At 66.5% G+C, this 18,155-nt stretch carries 17 protein-coding genes; 9 read left to right on the forward strand and 8 right to left on the reverse strand.

What is annotated here, in order from left to right:
* Window positions 1-178: 178 nt before the first annotated feature.
* A complete protein-coding gene (locus tag OSB52_RS00490) occupies window positions 179-625 on the reverse strand; it encodes an Lrp/AsnC family transcriptional regulator (protein ID WP_266059616.1) in 447 nt (148 codons plus the stop codon).
* 97 nt (window positions 626-722) lie between these two features.
* Between OSB52_RS00490 and rocD the strand changes: the two genes are divergently transcribed.
* Both rocD and OSB52_RS00500 read left to right on the forward strand, forming a co-directional pair.
* Window positions 723-2,771, forward strand: a complete 2,049-nt coding sequence (gene rocD / locus OSB52_RS24745) for an ornithine--oxo-acid transaminase (protein ID WP_277614775.1) — start codon at window positions 723-725, stop codon at window positions 2,769-2,771.
* The gene (locus OSB52_RS00500; RefSeq protein WP_266059618.1) at window positions 2,768-3,409 is read left to right on the forward strand and encodes a histidine phosphatase family protein; all 642 of its coding nucleotides are present in this window, start codon (window positions 2,768-2,770) and stop codon (window positions 3,407-3,409) included. Before rocD ends, OSB52_RS00500 begins: the two co-directional genes overlap by 4 nt.
* 71 nt (window positions 3,410-3,480) lie before the next feature.
* Here OSB52_RS00500 and OSB52_RS00505 read toward each other — a convergent pair whose 3' ends face one another.
* The 5 genes from OSB52_RS00505 to mca all read right to left on the reverse strand — a co-directional run bounded on the left by OSB52_RS00505 (window position 3,481) and on the right by mca (window position 8,261).
* Window positions 3,481-4,455, reverse strand: coding sequence for an SGNH/GDSL hydrolase family protein (locus tag OSB52_RS00505; protein ID WP_266059620.1), 975 nt, complete (start codon window positions 4,453-4,455; stop codon window positions 3,481-3,483).
* 64 nt (window positions 4,456-4,519) lie between these two features.
* Window positions 4,520-5,023, reverse strand: coding sequence for a GNAT family N-acetyltransferase (locus tag OSB52_RS00510; RefSeq protein WP_266059621.1), 504 nt, complete (start codon window positions 5,021-5,023; stop codon window positions 4,520-4,522).
* Between the two features lie 7 nt (window positions 5,024-5,030).
* Entirely contained in the window at window positions 5,031-7,043 is a 2,013-nt protein-coding gene (locus tag OSB52_RS00515) for a thioredoxin domain-containing protein (protein ID WP_266059622.1), read from the reverse strand.
* Entirely contained in the window at window positions 7,018-7,344 is a 327-nt protein-coding gene (locus OSB52_RS00520) for a hypothetical protein (protein WP_266059895.1), read from the reverse strand. Before OSB52_RS00520 ends, OSB52_RS00515 begins: the two co-directional genes overlap by 26 nt.
* A 14-nt stretch (window positions 7,345-7,358) precedes the next feature.
* Window positions 7,359-8,261 (reverse strand): mycothiol conjugate amidase Mca, encoded by a 903-nt coding sequence (gene mca / locus OSB52_RS00525; RefSeq protein ID WP_266059623.1) that lies wholly within the window; start codon window positions 8,259-8,261, stop codon window positions 7,359-7,361.
* Window positions 8,262-8,309: 48 nt separating this feature from the next.
* Here mca and OSB52_RS00530 point away from each other — a divergent pair, with 48 nt between their 5' ends.
* The 4 genes from OSB52_RS00530 (at window position 8,310) to OSB52_RS00545 (ending at window position 10,807) form a co-directional block, all read left to right on the forward strand.
* Window positions 8,310-8,780, forward strand: coding sequence for a DUF4307 domain-containing protein (locus OSB52_RS00530; RefSeq protein WP_266059624.1), 471 nt, complete (start codon window positions 8,310-8,312; stop codon window positions 8,778-8,780).
* Window positions 8,777-9,532, forward strand: a complete 756-nt coding sequence (locus tag OSB52_RS00535; RefSeq protein ID WP_235723653.1) for a queuosine precursor transporter — start codon at window positions 8,777-8,779, stop codon at window positions 9,530-9,532. Before OSB52_RS00530 ends, OSB52_RS00535 begins: the two co-directional genes overlap by 4 nt.
* 126 nt (window positions 9,533-9,658) lie before the next feature.
* A complete protein-coding gene (gene greA, locus OSB52_RS00540) occupies window positions 9,659-10,153 on the forward strand; it encodes a transcription elongation factor GreA (protein WP_160903146.1) in 495 nt (164 codons plus the stop codon).
* A gap of 288 nt (window positions 10,154-10,441) precedes the next feature.
* Entirely contained in the window at window positions 10,442-10,807 is a 366-nt protein-coding gene (locus OSB52_RS00545; RefSeq protein ID WP_266059626.1) for a hypothetical protein, read from the forward strand.
* Here the strand turns inward: OSB52_RS00545 and OSB52_RS00550 are convergent.
* Entirely contained in the window at window positions 10,705-11,592 is an 888-nt protein-coding gene (locus OSB52_RS00550) for a phosphatase PAP2 family protein (RefSeq protein WP_235723651.1), read from the reverse strand. The two genes, OSB52_RS00545 and OSB52_RS00550, sit on opposite strands and share 103 nt — an antisense overlap.
* Window positions 11,593-11,680: 88 nt before the next feature.
* Here OSB52_RS00550 and OSB52_RS00555 point away from each other — a divergent pair, with 88 nt between their 5' ends.
* The 3 genes from OSB52_RS00555 to OSB52_RS00565 are packed head-to-tail and all read left to right on the forward strand — an operon-like array spanning window position 11,681 to window position 14,849.
* Window positions 11,681-12,967, forward strand: coding sequence for a hypothetical protein (locus OSB52_RS00555; RefSeq protein WP_235723650.1), 1,287 nt, complete (start codon window positions 11,681-11,683; stop codon window positions 12,965-12,967).
* A gap of 56 nt (window positions 12,968-13,023) precedes the next feature.
* Entirely contained in the window at window positions 13,024-14,016 is a 993-nt protein-coding gene (locus OSB52_RS00560) for an ATP-binding cassette domain-containing protein (RefSeq protein ID WP_235723649.1), read from the forward strand.
* Complete coding sequence (locus OSB52_RS00565; RefSeq protein WP_266059628.1) at window positions 14,016-14,849, forward strand: ABC transporter permease; 834 nt, start codon at window positions 14,016-14,018, stop codon at window positions 14,847-14,849. Before OSB52_RS00560 ends, OSB52_RS00565 begins: the two co-directional genes overlap by 1 nt.
* A gap of 13 nt (window positions 14,850-14,862) precedes the next feature.
* Here the strand turns inward: OSB52_RS00565 and OSB52_RS00570 are convergent, their stop codons facing one another.
* A complete protein-coding gene (locus tag OSB52_RS00570) occupies window positions 14,863-18,144 on the reverse strand; it encodes an AfsR/SARP family transcriptional regulator (protein ID WP_266059629.1) in 3,282 nt (1,093 codons plus the stop codon).
* Window positions 18,145-18,155 lie beyond the last annotated feature (11 nt).

Raw genomic sequence — 18,155 nt, forward strand, 5'->3', positions numbered from 1 at the left:
TGGAAATGACAAAAGCAGCAACCTGACGGTCGCTGCTCGGGGCTCCGGGTGTTACGCGCGCGGCGATTCAGCGCTTCATCGCGGCCCCACCCGGAGCCTCGATAAAGCGCCAATAGACGCGTGCGGTGTTCATCACGGCGACCAGGCTAGCACGACGCCAGATGACGACCAATCGCAGTCACGGATGACCTCGGTCGATCAGCTGACTCAGCACGATGATCGACTCGGAATGATCCACGGGACCGGCACTACGGATCCGCTCGAGCGCCTGCTCGAGATGACGGACGTCTCGGGCGCGCACCCGCAGGATCGCGTCTGCCTGACCGGTGATGGTGGCGGCGCTGACCACCTCGGGAATCGGCTCCCACGCATCCTTGAGCGCCTGCGGCGAGATGTTGCCGCGACACGAGACCTGCACATACGCCTCGGTGGTCCACTGCATCGCATATGGATCGATCACTATGGTGAATCCCTTGACCACACCATCCTCGACGAGACGATCCACCCGTCGCTTCACCGCCGGCGCCGACAGTCCCACCACGTCACCGATCTGCGCGTAGGTGGCCCGGGCGTCGCGGGTCAGGCAGGCGAGCACCTTCTCATCCAACTCATCGAGTTCACGCAACACATCTCCGTTTCACGACAGATGATGCACACTCTATTGCATAGAGCAGCAAGATTCGACGATTGTTTGCATCATCGACCCAGGCTAGCGTCGATTCATGACGATCACGAGCCCTGCCGCCGTGTCCGCGACCACCCGGTTTCCCCGGGTGCGCACCTATGCGATGACCCCGCCGATCCATTTCACTGTCGACTACGCGATCAACCCCTGGATGGACCCCACGGTGCCGGTGGACACCGACCGCGCAATCTCGCAGTGGCGCCACCTTCGCGAGGTCTACGAGTCACTCGGGCACACCGTGCTCGGGGTCGATCCCCAACCCGGCCTGCCCGACATGGTCTACGCGGCCAACGGCGGTCTCAGCGTCGCGGGTGCGACGATCGCCGCGCGCTTCGCGTTCGACGAGCGGGCGGCAGAAGGTGATCACTATGCCGACTGGTTCGCCGCCAACGGCCTCGGACCGGTACACCGCACCACCGGCGTCCAGGAAGGCGAGGGCGACTTCCTGGTGGTCGGCGACCGCATCCTTGCGGGCACCGGATTCCGCACCGACCCCGCCACCCACGCCGAGGTGGCCACGCTGACCGGGATACCGGTCATCACACTCGAACTCGTCGACCCACGCTTCTATCACCTCGACACCGCACTCGGTGTGCTCGATGACGATCTGATCGCCTATTACCCGCCCGCCTTCTCGCCTGCCTCGCAAGCGGTGCTCGCCGCACTGTTCCCCACCGCGATCATCGCCGCCGACGCCGACGCGTTCGCACTGGGTCTGAACTTCGTCTCCGATGGTCGCCGAGTCGTGATGACCGATGCGGCACCGGCACTCGCACACGCACTGCGAACGACCGGTTTCGAACCGGTGCTCGTCGACATGTCCGAACTGCTCAAAGGTGGCGGCGGAGTCAAGTGCTGCACCCTAGAATTGAGGGGCTCCGACAGGGAGGTGAACGTGGTGTCCGCGAGTGAACCACATGTGGCGCACAACTATTCGCCATTGCCGGTGACCGCCGCATCCGCCGAGGGCGCCTGGATCACCGACGTCGACGGACGCCGCTACCTCGATTGTCTCGGCGCCTACTCTGCGGTGAACTTCGGGCATCGCCATCCGCGGATCGTCGCGGCCGCTCTCGATCAGATCGGGCGGGTCACCCTCACCAGCCGCGCTTTCCGCTCTGCGGGACTCGAGCCGTTCTGCGCAGCGCTGGCGACCCTGTGCGGCAAGGACATGGTGTTGCCGATGAACACCGGCGCCGAGGCCGTGGAGTCCGCGATCAAGGTCGCCAGAAAGTGGGGATACGACGTCAAGGGCGTCGCCGACGGTGCCGCCACGGTCATCGTTGCCGGCGGCAACTTCCACGGCCGAACCATCAGCATCGTCAGCTTCAGCGACGATCCCGAGGCACGCACCGGATTCGGTCCCTTCACACCAGGTTTCATACAGGTCCCCTACGGTGACGCGGACGCGGTCGCGGCCGCCATCGATCAGAACACGGTGGCGGTGCTCCTCGAACCGATCCAAGGCGAGGCCGGCATCATCGTGCCGCCAGAGGATTATCTACCGCGTGTGCGAGACCTGTGCACCAGTCAGAATGTGCTGATGATCGCCGACGAGATCCAGTCCGGACTCGGCCGCACCGGCACCACCTTCGCCTGCGCGCACTGGAATGTCGAACCCGACGTCTACACCCTGGGCAAGGCGCTCGGCGGCGGCATCCTGCCGGTGTCGGCGGTCGTCGCCGACGCCGACGTCCTGGGCGTGCTGCACCCTGGCGAGCACGGATCGACCTTCGGCGGTAACCCGCTGGCGGCAGCGGTGGGCCATACCGTGGTCGACATGCTCGCCGACGGGACCTGGCAACACCGGGCGGCCGAACTGGGCGCACACCTGCACGCCCGACTGGGCGAACTCGTCGGCAACGGTGTGGTCGCGGTGCGCGGACTGGGGTTGTGGGCCGGCATCGATGTCGAGCCCTCCCTCGGCAGCGGAAAGGACGTCTGTCTACGACTGGCCGAGCGCGGCGTGCTGGCCAAGGACACCCACGGGTCGACGCTACGACTCGCTCCGCCGCTGGTGATCACCCGCGAGGAAATCGATTGGGCGGTGGACCAGTTGGCGGAGGCCGTACGCTCGTCCTCGTGACCGACCACAGCACCAGCGCATCGTCGCACATCACCCGCCGCGTCCTGCTCATCCGGCACGGACAGACCGAATGGTCGCTGACCGACCGCCATACCGGTCGCACCGACATCGACCTGACCGCGCGTGGCGAACAGGACGCCCGCGCGCTGGCCGGGATCACCGACCGGCTCGGGTTGACCGACCCTTACGTGTTCGCCTCCCCGCGCACCCGGGCACGGCGGACCGCCGAACTGGCCGGTCTCACCGTCGACGAGGTCGACGACCGGTTCGCCGAGTGGGACTACGGCGACTACGAAGGACTGACTCGCGCGCAGATCCACGCCGACGGCGATCCGGAGTGGACGATCTGGACCGCCGGTGGGCCGCGCGGTGAATCGGTGCAGGACATGACCCGCCGGGTCGACGGGGCCGTGGACCTCGTCGAGCAGCGTCTCACCGACGGCGACGTTGTCGTCGTCTCCCACGGCCATTTCTCCCGATCCTTCGTCTGTCGCTTCCTGGGCTGGCCGATCGGGCAGGGCTCGGCCATTGATCTACGGCCGGCCGGCGCGGCGATGTTGATGCAACTCGGCAGCGATCGCCGGCTGTGCACGCTGGTGGGCCCCGAAGGTGCGGCCGCCACCCACGCCGCGTTGTGACCACTGAGTCGCACGTGGGGCCCAACCATCAGCTCGGGCCCCCCACCATCAGCTCGACCCGGACCGTCAGCTCACGAGCCGGTGGGCTCTCGTAAACCGATGGCATCGAACAGGACTGTGGCGGTGGCCGACTGTCCCGCCCTTGTCGGGTGATAGCTGCCCAACGACCAGTTGCGCAACGACAGACTGTCCGGCTCGTACTGGGGCGCATGCAGTCGCGGCCCCCACACCCATGGTTGGGCGCTGCACAGATCGTGCCGCTGCGCGCGCCACGGCGAGTCGGCGCCGTCGAGGTCGACGAATGTCGCGCCGAAAAGTTGCGCATTGGTGCGTGAGATCTCGTCGATCTTGTCGATGAATGCGTTCAACAGCACCACTTCCCGATCCGACATGAACCAACCGCACCGAGCGTGATACTCCTGTCCCGGCCGCGGCACCACCTGCGGGGCGCTGAGAATATAGATCCGCGCCTGCGGTGCCCGTGCCCTCACCTCGCGATGGATTCGTTGCTCATGCCGCCGTTGTTCGCCATCGAGGACGGCCATCGACCGCTCGACTGTCCGCGCATCACATTCGCCGAGCTGTACGCACGCAACCACATTCAGAAACTCCGGATTGCCGATGACCTGCATCACGACGATGTCGGCGGCCCGCTCCAGATGGTCGATCTGACGTCCCTCGTCGAACTGCGCGATCTGATCGACGTGTCGCGGCTCGGCGGCCGCGCATGTCGCATTGGTCAGCTGCGCTCCCAGCCGATCCGCGACGATCTCGACGGCCGCGTGACGGCTCCGGAAACAGTAGTTGTTCGGGCCGGTGGTACCCGATCGGTACGACGACGTGTCGGCCGGCACCGATCGGTAGTCATCCGCACCCTGGCCGGAGATGTACGAATTACCCAGGGCCACCATCCGAATCGGTGGCGCCGCATTCCCGGTGACAGGTTGCGCGCCCATCGAACCCGCGCAGACGAGCACGACCAGCACCCAGATCACCGAAGATGTCGCCCTGATGGGACCCCGATGGTGCCGCGCGGCCCGGGACATCCTGCCACGATACTGTGCGCTCCCGGGGCCGGACAATGGTCCGCTCGGACGACACCGCACAGCACTACACCAGATGTAAACCCATCTCGAGCGCATCCCAGAGCTCACCGTTGCGACGACAGTACTGCGCGGGACGCAGACCTTCCCGGACGAATCCGTGTCGTTCGTACAGCGCGATCGCCGCATGGTTGTGCGGCCACACCTCCAGCACCACCTTGTGCGATCCACGTTCGCCTGCCCAGGCCAGCACTGACTGCAACAGCGCGGTCCCCACTCCGTGCCGACGCTGATCGATCGCCACATGCATTCCGAATGTGATCGGTGCGGGATGCTGATCGAAGCCGATGGCACTACCGATGATTCGGCCGGTCGAGGTCACCGCCACCACCGGATGTGCACTTTCCGAGGCGAGCGCATGCCGGAACTCGCCCATCGTCGCGTCGATGTCGAGCGGAGCTTCGCGCCGAATCCAGCGACCTTCGGCTGCGACGCCGCCCCACAACTCGACGACGGCCCGGGCATCATCGGCTTCGGCGGTTCGTACCCGGAATACCCTTGCCTCATCCATGACGCGGTCAGAGCTTGGCGGCCAGGGCATCTCGGTCGGTGACCGGGAGGTCACACACCGTTCCGCGGCAGACATATGCGGCGTCAGCACCATTGACCGGACCACGGCCATCCAGCAGCGGTATCGAATCCCGTTTTCCCGCTACCACGATGGCCCCACCCGGCGCGGCGATGCGTGCGGCCGCGGCGAGATCGCCGGAACTGTCGTCGGACTGGGCCACCGCGATCTGCAGCGGACCATGCAGCCGGGCGACCGCGGTGGCCAGCCAATGCCCTGCCGATCGGGGCACCTTCGCCAACAGCACGGTCGAGCGCGCGAGTGTCTGATCGAGCAGTTCGGCATAGCGACTGGCCGGACCGAACTTCGCGAGCGCAGAAGCAGCCAGCAACGCCTCGGCGATGAGGGAGGCGCCTGCCGGAGTCGCACCATCGACGGGATCGCGCGGACGGGCGACCAGGTCATGGCCTGCCGCGTCGTACCAGGCACCCGGTTCGGCAACGTCGGCGAACAGTTCGATCGCCGCATCGAGAACCGCCAAACCCCCGTCACGCCAGGTTGTCTGACCGGTGACCTGATGCAAGGTCAGCAGAGCGGTGACGAGCGCCGCGTGATCGTCGAGAGCCGCCACCGGTGCGCCGACATGCCCGTCGAGAGAGGAGCGCCGCAGGGTGCCGTCGACGAGGTGGGTGTCGAGCAGCGCCCGCGCACACCAGGCGCCGAGGTCGATCCAGTCCGCGCGGCCGAACGTGGCCCCCGCCTCGGCGAGCGCCGTGACGGCCATCGCATTCCATGCGGTGACGACCTTGTCGTCGCGGGCCGGTTGCGGCCGCTGCGCACGCGCGGCCAACAGCCGGGCCCGCACCAACGCGAGCCGGTCGAGATCGTCGACGTCATCGGGCAACCGCAGCGTCGACGTCCCGTGTTCGAACGTTCCCGTCTCTGTGACGCCGAAAACCTCTGCCGCCCAGAGTCCGTCGTCGGCGCCGAGCACGTCGGCGAGCTGCTGCGGGGACCACACGTAGGTGGAGCCCTCCACCCCGTCGGCATCGGCGTCCAGCGAAGAGGCGAAGCCACCGCCCACCGCGAGATCGCGACGGAGGAACTCGATGGTCTCTTCGGTGACCCGCCGCGCGAGTACGTCGCCGGTCCGACGCGCGAGGTGGGCGTAGACCCGGATGAGTTGCGCGTTGTCGTACAGCATCTTCTCGAAATGCGGCACCACCCAGTCATTGTCGACCGAATAGCGAGCAAATCCGCCGGCGAGTTGATCGTAGATACCGCCGCGCGCCATCGCCGCACACGTCCGGCCGACCGCATCCACAGCGGCGCGATCGCCGTCACGTTCCGAAGCGCGCAGCAGTCCCTCGAGCAACGCCGACGGGGGGAACTTCGGTGCCCCACCGAATCCACCGGCCGCGCGATCCTCGTCGTCGAGCGTGGTCGCGACGACATGGTCGACCAGGCGATCGTCGACATCCAGATCGGCGACGGGTAAGGCGGCACTGTTGGCGTGCAGATGATCGCGAACCTTGCGTCCCATCTCGGCGATCTCGTCGCGACGCTGGACCCAGGCCTCGCTGACCGCACTCATTATCTGCGGGAAGGACGGCATGCCGCCGCGCGCGGTCGACGGGAAGTAGGTGCCGCAATAGAACGGCTCACCGCTCGGCGTGAGGAAGCACGTCATCGGCCAGCCGCCTTGGCCGGTCATCGCCACCGTCGCGTTCATGTAGATCGCGTCGATGTCGGGCCGTTCCTCCCGGTCGACCTTGATGCAGACGAAATCGGAGTTCATCTGCGCGGCAATGACGTCGTCCTCGAACGACTCATGCGCCATCACGTGACACCAATGGCACGCGGCGTAACCGACCGACAGCAGGATCGGCACATCGCGTCGTGCCGCCTCCGCCAGCGCATCGTCGCCCCACTCCTGCCAGGCGACCGGGTTGTCGGCGTGCTGGCGCAGGTACGGACTGGTCGAACTGCCGAGCAGGTTAGGTGTCGGCTTTCCTTCGCTCATCGGCCTGCACCCCATCTGTTGTGTCCGGCCGACGCCCGGTTCTGCCGGCGCCCTCGCTCCCGGCGCCCTCGTCCGGATCCACGGAGTCAGTGCCGTCGTCGAACGCCTGATCCGGTTCCGGGTGGTCGGCATCGAACTTCTTGGGCAATTTCTTGAGCTGCGTGTTCATCGACCTGATCAGGAAGGCCGTGGCCACCAGCAGAACGATGATGACCAACAATCCGAGCGGCGAGGCCTTGCCGAATTCGGGTCCCTCGGGTTCCTGGGCCGCCAGCAACTGGACACCGGCGGTCAACGTCATCGGGTCCAGGACGCTCACGGCTCCTCGATTCCGGCGAACAGGTCGGTCTCCGGGATCGACGTCTTCACCCGCGTCCGCGCCAGCTCGAACTCCTCGGTGGGCCACAGCCGCTGCTGCCATTCCAGCGGAACGGCGAAGAACACCCCGTTCGGATCGATCTGGGTCGCGTGGGCACGTAGGGCATCGTCACGCTGCGGGAAGTACTTGGCGCACTCCACCTGCGTGGTCACCCGACCCATCAGGTCGCCGCGACTCGGGTCGCGCTCCCACCGCTCGAGCCATTCTTTGAACGGGCTCTCTTGGCCGTGGCGTTCGAACTCGTCGGAGAACAAGACCATGCGGTCTTTGATGAAACCGTGCGTGTAGTAGAGCTTCGAGACGGTCCACGGTTCTCCGGCATCCGGGTAGGCGTCGGGATCGCCGGCGCGCTCGTAGGCCGCGACCGAGACCTCATGATCGCGGATGTGATCGGGATGCGGATAGCCGCCGTGCTCGTCATAGGTGATCATCACGTGCGGCCGGAACTCTCGCACCGCGCGGACGAGCGCCTCGATCGGCTCCTCGATGTCGATGTCGGCGAATGAACCCGCCGGCACCGGCGGCAGTGGGTCACCCTCGGGCAGGCCGGAATCGACAAAGCCCAGCCAGGTCTGTGCCACGCCGAGCGCGGCTGCCGCGTTCGCCATCTCCTCCTGGCGGACCTCGCTCATCCGTTCCTTGATGCCCGGGCGATCCATCGCCGGGTTCAAGATGTCGCCGCGCTCACCGCCGGTGAGGGTGACGACGAGCACCTCATGTCCCTCCGCCGCGTACTTGGCGGACGTGGCGGCACCCTTGCTCGATTCGTCGTCCGGGTGCGCATGCACCGCCATCAGACGCAGACCGGCGTGGGGTCCACCTGTGTGAGATTCGGTCACGCTTCCTCACCTTCGGATCGTTACTCCTCCCATGGTAGGTATTGACGCGTGAACAGTTCAGACGGGGGCACCGGCACAGGTGACGCCGAGCCCCCTCGTAGTGGGCCGCGCGCCACCTATCCGGCAGCGCAGTCGGCACGGAGTCGGCGGTACTGGTTCATCGCACTCTCGGTGCTGGTGGTGGCCGCCGGCGTCGGCCTCGCGATCCTCGGCTACTCGCGGTTCGCCACGCCCGACGTGTCCGGTGAGGCCACCGGCTACGACCTCATCGACGAGTCCACGGTCGCGGTCCAGTTCACGGTGACCCGCGCCGATCCGGGAAGTCCCGTGGCGTGCGTGGTGCGTGGTCGCTCGATCGATGGTGACGAGACCGGTCGCCGCGAGATCCTGATCCCGGGTGGGACGCAGACTCAGGTCGGGATGCGAACCGAGGTCACCACCTCCAAACCACCGGTCATCGGCGAGGTATTCGGTTGCACCGCGGATGTACCCGCCTACCTCACGGATTCGACACCGTGACGCAGAAGCTCCGCGACCGGGCGGTGTTCGCCACCCTGTCGAGCCCGTACTACGCCTACCTGCTGGCGATGTTCGTCGGCGTGATGCTGATCAGCAACATCACCGGCACCAAGGGCGTCATTCTCTTCGACGACTGGCTGCATGTCTCGCTCGGCCCCATCCAGATGGACGGTCTGGTCACCGACGGCGCGTTCTATCTGTTCCCACTGGCGTATGTGCTCGGCGACGTCATCAGCGAGGTCTACGGTTTCCGCGCGATGCGCCGGGCCATCCTGGCCGGCTTCGTGGTGCTGGCCATCGCCTCACTCTGCTTCTGGCTGACCATCGAACTGCCCGCCGCCGAGTTCTACGAGGGGCAGGAAGCGTTCCGGACGGTGGCCGGAGTGGTACCCCAGTTCCTGCTCGCCGGCCTCGCGGGCTATCTCGCCGGGGAATTCCTCAATTCGTTCGTGCTGGTCAAGATGAAGGAACGGGCAGGTGAACGCCATCTGTGGGCACGTCTGCTCGGTTCCACGGTGGTCGGTGAGTTCGCCGACACGCTGGTGTTCTGTTCGATCGCGGCCACCGCGCTGGGCATCTCCACCTGGGGCGATTTCATCAACTACACCATCGTCGGATTCGTCTGGAAGACGTTGGTGGAGATCATCATCATGCCGCTGACCTATCTCGTCGTGGGGTGGTTGAAGAAGCGCGAACCGAGCTATCAGCAAGCGCTGAACGAGGCACGTTCGCAAACTTCGGATGTGCTTTAGCTCTCAACGACTGGTATCCTCGGTAAATACACGGCTCCGCGAGGGGTCGTGTTGCTGCATTTAGAGCAGTCCATATGCCCAGGTCAAAAATGTGCTGAGGGCGCGGACAACACAAAGGAGTAACCGATGACCGACACACAGGTGACGTGGCTGACCCAGGAGTCGCATGACCGCCTCAAGGGCGAGCTGGATTCCTTGATCGCCAACCGACCGGTCATTGCTGCCGAGATCAACGAGCGTCGCGAAGAAGGCGACCTCAAGGAGAACGGTGGATACCACGCGGCCCGTGAAGAGCAGGGCCAGCAGGAAGCACGTATCCGCCAGCTCCAGGAACTGCTGAACAACGCCAAGGTCGGCGAGGCACCGACCCAGTCGGGCGTCGCGCTGCCGGGTTCGGTGGTCAAGGTCTACTACGACGGTGACGAGAGCGACACCGAGACCTTCCTGATCGCCACCCGCGAGGAGAGCGCCAAGGACGGCTCCATCGAGACCTACTCGCCGAGCTCCCCGCTGGGCGCTGCACTGATCGACGCCAAGGTCGGCGAGACACGCGAGTACACGGTACCCAGCGGCGCCGTCGTCAAGGTGACGCTGCTCAGCGCCGAGCCATACCACAGCTGACCGGGCGCAGTACCGGTCCACACCACGGCGGCCGGTGTCGAGACGATGTCTCGGCACCGGCCGCTGTGGTGTGTGTCCGGCGAGAGCTGCGCCCTCCCCGATGCGCCGCCAGTTATAGACCAGAATTCGAACCATGCGGTGTTGATTTCCGGTTGCGTCCCATGGACCGGAAACCTAGCCCCATCCACCGGCGTTGCCGCGACGTCATCCACAGGCCGCCGAGGCATCCACAGCCACCTCACAGCAACGGCAGAGTTGGTCTCCAACCTGCGGCATCATCCTTGGATCATGATGAAGAACACACGCAGTCCCGATGTAGCACTGGTGGTCGTCGACGACGATCCGGCCGTCCTCGACCACGCTCGAGCCCTCTTCGCCCACGACATCCCCTTCGGCGTGGTCGGCAGTCAGTACTCTGCCGTCGTCCCGTTCATGCTCGGCAACAACGGACATACGGTGGCCCTCGTCGCCGACGTCGATGACCCCGACCAACTCGCCGGGGCGATCATGACCACCGAACGCCGACTCGGGCCGGTGCGCGCGGTGATCCGCTACGCCTCTGACCTGCCGGCCGGGATGGATGGGGCCGACGGGGCGTTCGGGGCCGGCGCGTCCGACGACGCCGGCCTGCGCAGTACGGCGCCCGCCGCCTGACGCCAGGGCGCGTAGACGATCACCATCGCCACCGCGATCACCGCCGCCACCGCGACGATGTCGAGGATGTAGTGGTTCGCGGTTCCCACCACGACGAAGAAAGTGGTGAACGGATACACGGCGCCGAGCACCCGCACCCAGGGCCGTCGTGCATAGAGCACGATCATCAGACCCGCCCAGATGGCCCACCCGCAATGCAGTGACGGCATGGCCGCGAATTGATTGGTCATCGACTCGGGCCCCGGCGAACCCGATGTCTCCCACCAGCCCCAGGTCGCCGTCTGCGCCATCACATCGTGGTACCCGTCGTACATGCGCGGCGGCGCGGTCGGGATGAGATAGAACCCGGCCAACGCGATCAGGGTGGTCAACGCGAGCACAAGCGACGCCCGCCGATAGCCCGGCCGGTTGGTCCAATAGAGCCACACCGCCACGCCGATGGTCACCCACCAATGCAGCGTGTGATAGTGCAGCGCACTGAGATCGGCGATCCAGCGATTCGCGTTGACCCAGTGGTTCACCGGCTGCTCGATACCGATGAACAGGCGCTTCTCGAGGTCCTCGATGGCCGTTCCGTTGGCGAAGGCAGGCGCGGAATCCTTGCCGCCGAGGTTCCGCACGAACGAGTACGTCTGATAGATCACCCAGATGAGGGCGATCTCGAGCCACCAGCGAGGCTGCGACAGGTATCCCCGAACCCTGGTCAGCGTCGGATTCAGGCGAAACCACAGGCCGGCCGGTGCCGACCGCTCAGTGGTGACGTCCTCCTGCGCCGTTGCGGTCATGGCCTCCCCATCGGTGAACGTTCGACCAACAGCGGTTGTTGCTAGGTACAACTAAGTGGTACCCCAGAGTAAACCCTGGGGGATTCACGTGGCGGACGACATCCGGCCGGACCGGGCCGAAACAATCGAATCGGTGGCCGACGGGCGTCACCGGCCCCGATGCGGCGAGTTCCTGCGACGAACCGCCCGACACCGCCCCGAAGCACTGGCCTATCTCGCCTTCGGGGTGACCGCCTACATACTGTTCCGGGTCTCCGGGCTGGACAGCCACATCACCTGGGCGCATTCGGCCGCAATCGGCTACGGCACCGCTGCGGGACTCTCGATGATGCCCGCCTCGATGCGGGTACCCCGGGTACGACTGGCGCGTGTTGCCGCGGTCACCGGAGCCGTCCTGGTGCCCTTCGTCACACTGTTGACCGGTCATCATCAGATGCAGGACGAGATCGCCGTGGTCTCCCGCTCGGGAAACCTGCTTCTCACCCACGGCATCCCGTACGTCCACGACGCGACCTCGGTGACCGACGTCAACCCCTACCTGCCGGTGATGGCCGTGTTCGGCCTGCCCGCAGCAGTGTTGACCCGGAGCGGGCTGGATCCACAGAGCGCATGGCAGATCGTCGGCGACCCGAGGATCTGGTGTGCCGCCATCGCCATCGCGGGCATCTGGGGATCGATCCGCCTTCTCCGGGTCGACTCGCGAAGCGCGAGCCACGTCGCCGTGCTGCTGATCGCGTCGCCCACCATCGCACTGGAGATGTGTGCGAGCGGCGTGGATCTGCCGCTGGCAGGCCTGCTGCTGTTCGGGCTGGCTGCGGTGGCCACCCGACGCCCACGCATGGGCGCCATCGCCATCGCAGCCGCCGTCGCCATCAAATGGGTGGCGCTGCTGAGCGTGCCGATCGTCATCGCCCTGCTGGTGACTCGCTTTCCGCGCGCGGTGACCCTCAGATTCGCCGGATGGTTCGCGACGGCGACCGCGGTGTTCGGACTGCCGGCCTTCCTGTCGGTGTCCGACACGATCGCCCAGGTCCTCGAATTCCCGACCGGTCGCGGCCCCATCCCGACACCGGCACACAGCCCCATGCCCGGGGTCCTGTTGGCCTCCTTCGGCTCCGCCGGACGCAACGCCGACATGATCCTGCTCGTGGCCTGCGCGATCATCTTGGCGGTCTGTGTGCTGAGGCGTCCGCCGCGCTCGTTCTCCTCGGCTGCCACCTTCACCGCAGCCGGGTTCACCTGCTTCTTCCTCCTCGCACCGGTGGGTCGGTTCGGCTACCTGTTGGTCCCGATGATGTTGTTCGGCGTGGCCTTCATCGCCCAGCGCAGCGCGGCTTCCCGACAGCTCACGACAGCAGGCGTCACCATGCCGTGACCGGCGTGCAAGCCGACGCAAGTCGCACGACAGAGCCGGCGGGCACTCTCGTCGGCATGACAACCTCGACCTCGACCGGCCTGGCGATCGACGCCCGCGGACTGGTCAAACATTTCGGAGCAACCCGCGCCGTCAACGGAGTGGATCTGGCGGTACCCACCGGCTCGGTGTACGGCGTGCTCGGGCCCAACGGGGCCGGCAAGACGACCACGGTCAGCATGCTCGCCACCTTGCTGCGCCCCGACGCCGGCTCGGCGAAGGTCTTCGGCTACGACGTCGTCGACGACGCCGTCGCCGTCCGTTCCCTGGTCGGTGTCACCGGCCAGTACGCGTCGGTCGACGAAGATCTCACCGCCGCGCAGAATCTCGTCCTCTTCGCCCGCCTGCTGGGCTTCGCACGCCCCGCCGCGCGCGCTCGCGCCGACGAGCTGCTCGAAGAGTTCTCCCTGACCGAAGCCGCGAATCGGCCACTGAAGAACTTCTCCGGAGGCATGCGCCGCCGACTCGATCTCGCGGCGAGTCTGATCGACACTCCCCCACTGCTGTTCCTCGACGAGCCGACCACCGGACTAGATCCGCGCACCCGCGCCCAGATGTGGTCCACCATCCGCAACCTGGTCAGCCAGGGGTCGACCGTGCTGCTGACCACCCAGTACCTCGACGAAGCCGACCAGCTCGCAGACCGCATCGCAGTGATCGACCATGGAGTGGTGATCGCCGACGGCACCGCCGACGAACTCAAGCGATCAGTGGGCGCCAACACTCTGCAACTCGTTCCGAGTGACCGCGCAGACGCGGCTTCCGCCTGCGAGATCGTGGCATCGGTGCTCGGCGAGACGCCCATCCTCAGCCCCGAGGCCGCGCGCATATCGGCGGGCCTGACCCGATCCGACCTCGTCCCCGATGTGCTGATCGCGCTGCGCGAGCGCGGCATCGACATCGACGAGATCACCGTGCAGAAGCCCAGTCTCGACGAGGTCTTTCTCACCATCACCGGCAAACCCGCCGATGACGCGGAGTCCGCCGCAAAACGCAAGGAGGTCGCCTGATGACCACCACCATCGAATCCGGGACGTCCCCGGCGATCACCACCACATCCGCTCGGCCGCAGGCGAAGACATCGGTGTCACTGGCCGAGACGATCCGCCAGTCGTTGTCCATGGCCTACCGCGGGGTGCTCAAGATCCGGCACAACCCGGAGCAACTCTTCGACGTCACCATCCAGCCCATCATCTTCACGCTGATGTTCACCTACATCTTCGGCGGGGCCATCAGCGGTGACGTGGCCTCCTACCTGCCGGTCATCATCCCGGGCATCATGGTGCAGACGGTGGTGATGACCTCGATCGTGACCGGAACCCAGCTTCGCGAAGACATGGACAAGGGCGTCTTCGACCGCTTCCGCTCGTTGCCGATCGCGCGTATCAGTCCGCTCGCGGGCGCGCTGGGTGCCGACGTGATCCGCTACCTGATCGCCAGTGTGCTCACCATCATCATGGGCGTCATCATGGGCTGGCGCCCCGACTTCTGGGGTGTGGTGGCCTCCGCGGTTCTGGTGATGATCTGCAGCTTCGCCGTCTCGTGGATCTTCGCCCTGATGGGCTGCCTGATGAGCAAGGCGTCTGCGGTGCAGGGCATCTCGATGCTGATCATGTTTCCGTTGACGTTCATGTCGAATGCCTTCGTGCCGGTGGGCACCATGCCCGGCTGGCTGCAGGGCTTCGTGAAGGTGAATCCGGTCAGCCACCTGGTCACCGCGGTCCGGGAACTGACCGCGGACGGCCACGTGGGCATCCATGTGGTGTGGGCGCTGCTCGGTGCGGCGGTGATCACCCTGGTGTTCGCCCCGCTCGCGGTCCGCGCCTACATGCGCAACACCTGACCCGAATCCCCGATCACCGACGTTGCGGCGCCAGGATGGAACGGACCTCGTCCACCGCCTGGCGCCGCGACAGTGTCCGACCCCGGGCCACGAGCGCCTGCCACTCCCCGGAGGTCCGGCCCGAGATCACATCCATCGTCGAGTACACCTGGTACAGAGACGGATAGTCCTGGCGCGCACCGAGTCTCATCGCCAATGCGAGTAGCCATGCCCCGTGCGGGACCGCGCGACCGGTCGCACACAGCAGATACCCGGCAGCCATCGCGGTCACGCCGGCCTGTGGTTGATCCTGCCATCCCGCAGCGCCGAACATCTGATTGATGCCGTCGCCGAGGAGTTCCACGAACTCCTCGGCGGCTGCGGCATCTCCGGCCCGGACCATACCGACCACCGCGGTGCCCAACACCAGCACCATCCCCGGATCCTGCGCACCCAGCGGATGATTGTTTTTGATGAGCAATGCTGCTCTGCAATAGATTTCACCGGCAACCTGGTGGTCGCCACGGGCAAAGGCGAGTTCCGCGTAGCCGAGCATCATCGCCCCGATCACCTCGGGATTGCCCTGCGGGTCCGGGTGCTCGGGCCGCCATCCGTCACCTGCGATCTCGAGCTCGCGCTCGGCCTCGTCCATGCGCCCGAGCGCGACGAGGGTGGCCACGAGGTAGCACCGGATCTGCATCTCCTCGTCGCGGGCGCCGAGGCGCGCGAGATCGGCGATCCCGTCCCGGTAGTAGCCGATGGCCCGGTCCCAGCCGCCGCGTTGTCCGTAGAGACTGGCGATGGTCACCTGCGTCATCCCCGACATCCACGAGTTGTGATGTTCACGACCGATGACGAGCAGCGAGAGTCCGTCAGACAGCGCCTGATCGAGGTTGCCGAAGTTCTCCCGGACATTCATCCGGATCGACAGCGCCGCGGTACGCACCTGATCATTGCTCGCCCGCGCGGCACGGGAGACGAACCGCATGGCTGCGAGCGGGTGACGCGCCAATGCGCACGCCGAGAGCAGTTCGGTCGGCTCGTCATGGATCCGGTCGGGCCGGTGCAGGCGACGAATGTAGTAGCGGCCGGTGGCCACCGAGCGATACTCGCGCCGCAGCAGCAGATGAGCCATCGACGCGAGCACCGTGAACTGCCAACGTCGCCGCATCGAGTCACTCAGGTCGACCGACGGTGTCGGTAGTACCGCGAGGATGCGCGGACCCCACGACATGACCTCACCGTGCAGTCCGCGGACCATCCAGAATCCGCTGAGAACCGGGAAGACCGACACGACGGTGTCGATCGCCTCCCGATCTCGCGTCGCCGACGCCGCGGTGGCAGACCGGCGCAATACCCATACGAGGTTCTCGACATCTGGTGCGACCCAACGCAACAGCCGGTCGTCGACCGCGTCCCGTGTCCGCGCTTCGGCCGCGTCGGCGAACTGGCGCGCCCACCGCGCCATCGCCCTGTCGACGACCTCGGATTCGTCGGTATCCGCGTACCTGCCGAGTTGTTCCTCGCCGAATTCCCGCACCATCTCCAGCATTCGGTAGCGAATCTGCCCATCGGACTCGGTCACGTTCAGCAAGGACTGATTGACCAGGGCCTCCAGCGTGTCGTCGAGCGCGACTCCCGATCGTCCGACGACGACCCCGGCGGCCTCAGCGGTGAAACCGGCGGGGAATCGGCAGAGTCGGCGCATTGCCGTCTGCGCGTCGGGATCAAGTAGTTCCCAACTCCATTCGATGACGGCGTAGAGGGTGCGGTGGCGATCGGGGGCGGTGCGGTCGGTGCCGCGCAGCAGCGCGAATCGTTCGCCGAGCCGGCGCGATATCTCGGCGACCGTCATCGTCCGGATCCGCGCGGCGGCGAGCTCGATCGCCAGCGGCAGTCCGTCGAGATGCCGGCACAGATGCGCGATCTCGTCGGCAGGGAGCTGTGCATCGGGTCGGATGGCGCGCGCACGCCGCCGGAACAACTCGACCGCCGAACCGCTGATCCCGACATCGAGGACCGGCAGCTGATAGATCTGTTCGGCCGCCAGCAACAACGGCGACCGACTCGTCGTCAGGATCGACAGCTGCGGTTCGGCGGCCAGCAGGTCGGCGACGACGCGCGCGCACCTCTCGACGACCTGTTCGCAGTTGTCCAGGATGATGACCGCACGCTGACTGCGCACCGCGTCGACGAGCCGATCGGCGAGGTCGCCCACCGTCACCCGCGGTCGAGCACCACTGCCGATCTCGGTCTCGCCGACGCCCAACGATGCAGCAATGGCGGCCACCACGTCGTCGTCGTTGCGGACCGGGGCCAGCGGAACGTAGAAGACCGGCCGCCCGGTGTCGGCGAGGTCGGCGCCGACCCGGTGCGCGACCCTGGTCTTACCGACACCTCCCGGCCCCTGCACGGTCACGAGCCGGTGCTGACCTAACAAATCGACGATCTCGCGGATGTCACCGTCCCGGCCGATGAGGTCGGATGCGTCCACCATCAGCCCCACGGTGTGCCCGCGCCGCGGAGCAGACGGGCTCCGCGGCACCGGTGCCGCGGCGTCGCCGGAGCGTTGGTCGGTCGCCAGCAGGTCTGTGTTGAGTGCGATCGCCTGCGGTCCCGGATCGACTCCGAGGTGCTGCGACAGCGTCCGTCGCAGTCGGGTGAATACCGCCAGGGCTTCGGCCACCCGACCCTGCCCGGCCAACGCCCGCATCAGATCCACATGCGCCGTCTCGTCCAATGGGTCAGCGCGACAACGCGAGTCGGCGATCTCGCGGGCCACCGCAAAGTCGCCCTCGGCCAGTGCACGCGCCACGCGTCGCTGGTCGAGCGACGACCGCAATCCGTCCGCGCGACGCCGGATCTCGGCGGTGAGACCTGATCCCGCATCATCGCCGAGATCGTCGCCGGGCACGCCTCGCCACCACCTGGCGACCGCATGCAACGCCGCGCTGTCCGGGTCGTCGAGCAGATCGGCGACGATGTCACAGTCGGTTCGGCAGTCGACGAGGCGATACCCGTTGACCCCACCCTGCAGGCGGCCGATGCCGAGTAGCGGTCGCAGCCGCGAGATCTGGGTGTGCAGCGCCGACATCGGAGACCGGGGCGCCGCATCTGTCCACACATCGTCGATGAGCCGTTCCGCCGATCGTGTTCGACCGTCCGCGAGCGCAAGCGACGCCAGCAGACGGCGGGCGCGCACACCTGCCACCGTCACCAATGTGTCAGGATCGCGAGCTCCGACGCCCACGGCCACCGGGCCCAGCAAGCCGATCACGGTGACCGCGTCGGGGGCCGGCGCCTCGGAGTCAGACACCCAGCCAGATT

Origin of the sequence: Gordonia aquimaris (assembly GCF_026262595.1) — a bacterium.
Taxonomy (GTDB): Bacteria; Actinomycetota; Actinomycetes; order Mycobacteriales; family Mycobacteriaceae; genus Gordonia; species Gordonia tangerina.

What these genes read in the sequence shown, in the direction of transcription:
- rocD (WP_277614775.1), top strand. Translation starts at nt 723, where the DNA reads ATGACGATCACGAGCCCTGCCGCCGTGTCCGCGACCACCCGGTTTCCC.
- OSB52_RS00505 (WP_266059620.1), bottom strand. Translation starts at nt 4,455, where the DNA reads ATGTCCCGGGCCGCGCGGCACCATCGGGGTCCCATCAGGGCGACATCT.
- OSB52_RS00510 (WP_266059621.1), bottom strand. Translation starts at nt 5,023, where the DNA reads ATGGATGAGGCAAGGGTATTCCGGGTACGAACCGCCGAAGCCGATGAT.
- OSB52_RS00515 (WP_266059622.1), bottom strand. Translation starts at nt 7,043, where the DNA reads ATGAGCGAAGGAAAGCCGACACCTAACCTGCTCGGCAGTTCGACCAGT.
- OSB52_RS00520 (WP_266059895.1), bottom strand. Translation starts at nt 7,344, where the DNA reads ATGACGTTGACCGCCGGTGTCCAGTTGCTGGCGGCCCAGGAACCCGAG.
- greA (WP_160903146.1), top strand. Translation starts at nt 9,659, where the DNA reads ATGACCGACACACAGGTGACGTGGCTGACCCAGGAGTCGCATGACCGC.
- OSB52_RS00545 (WP_266059626.1), top strand. Translation starts at nt 10,442, where the DNA reads ATGATGAAGAACACACGCAGTCCCGATGTAGCACTGGTGGTCGTCGAC.
- OSB52_RS00550 (WP_235723651.1), bottom strand. Translation starts at nt 11,592, where the DNA reads ATGACCGCAACGGCGCAGGAGGACGTCACCACTGAGCGGTCGGCACCG.
- OSB52_RS00560 (WP_235723649.1), top strand. Translation starts at nt 13,024, where the DNA reads ATGACAACCTCGACCTCGACCGGCCTGGCGATCGACGCCCGCGGACTG.
- OSB52_RS00565 (WP_266059628.1), top strand. Translation starts at nt 14,016, where the DNA reads ATGACCACCACCATCGAATCCGGGACGTCCCCGGCGATCACCACCACA.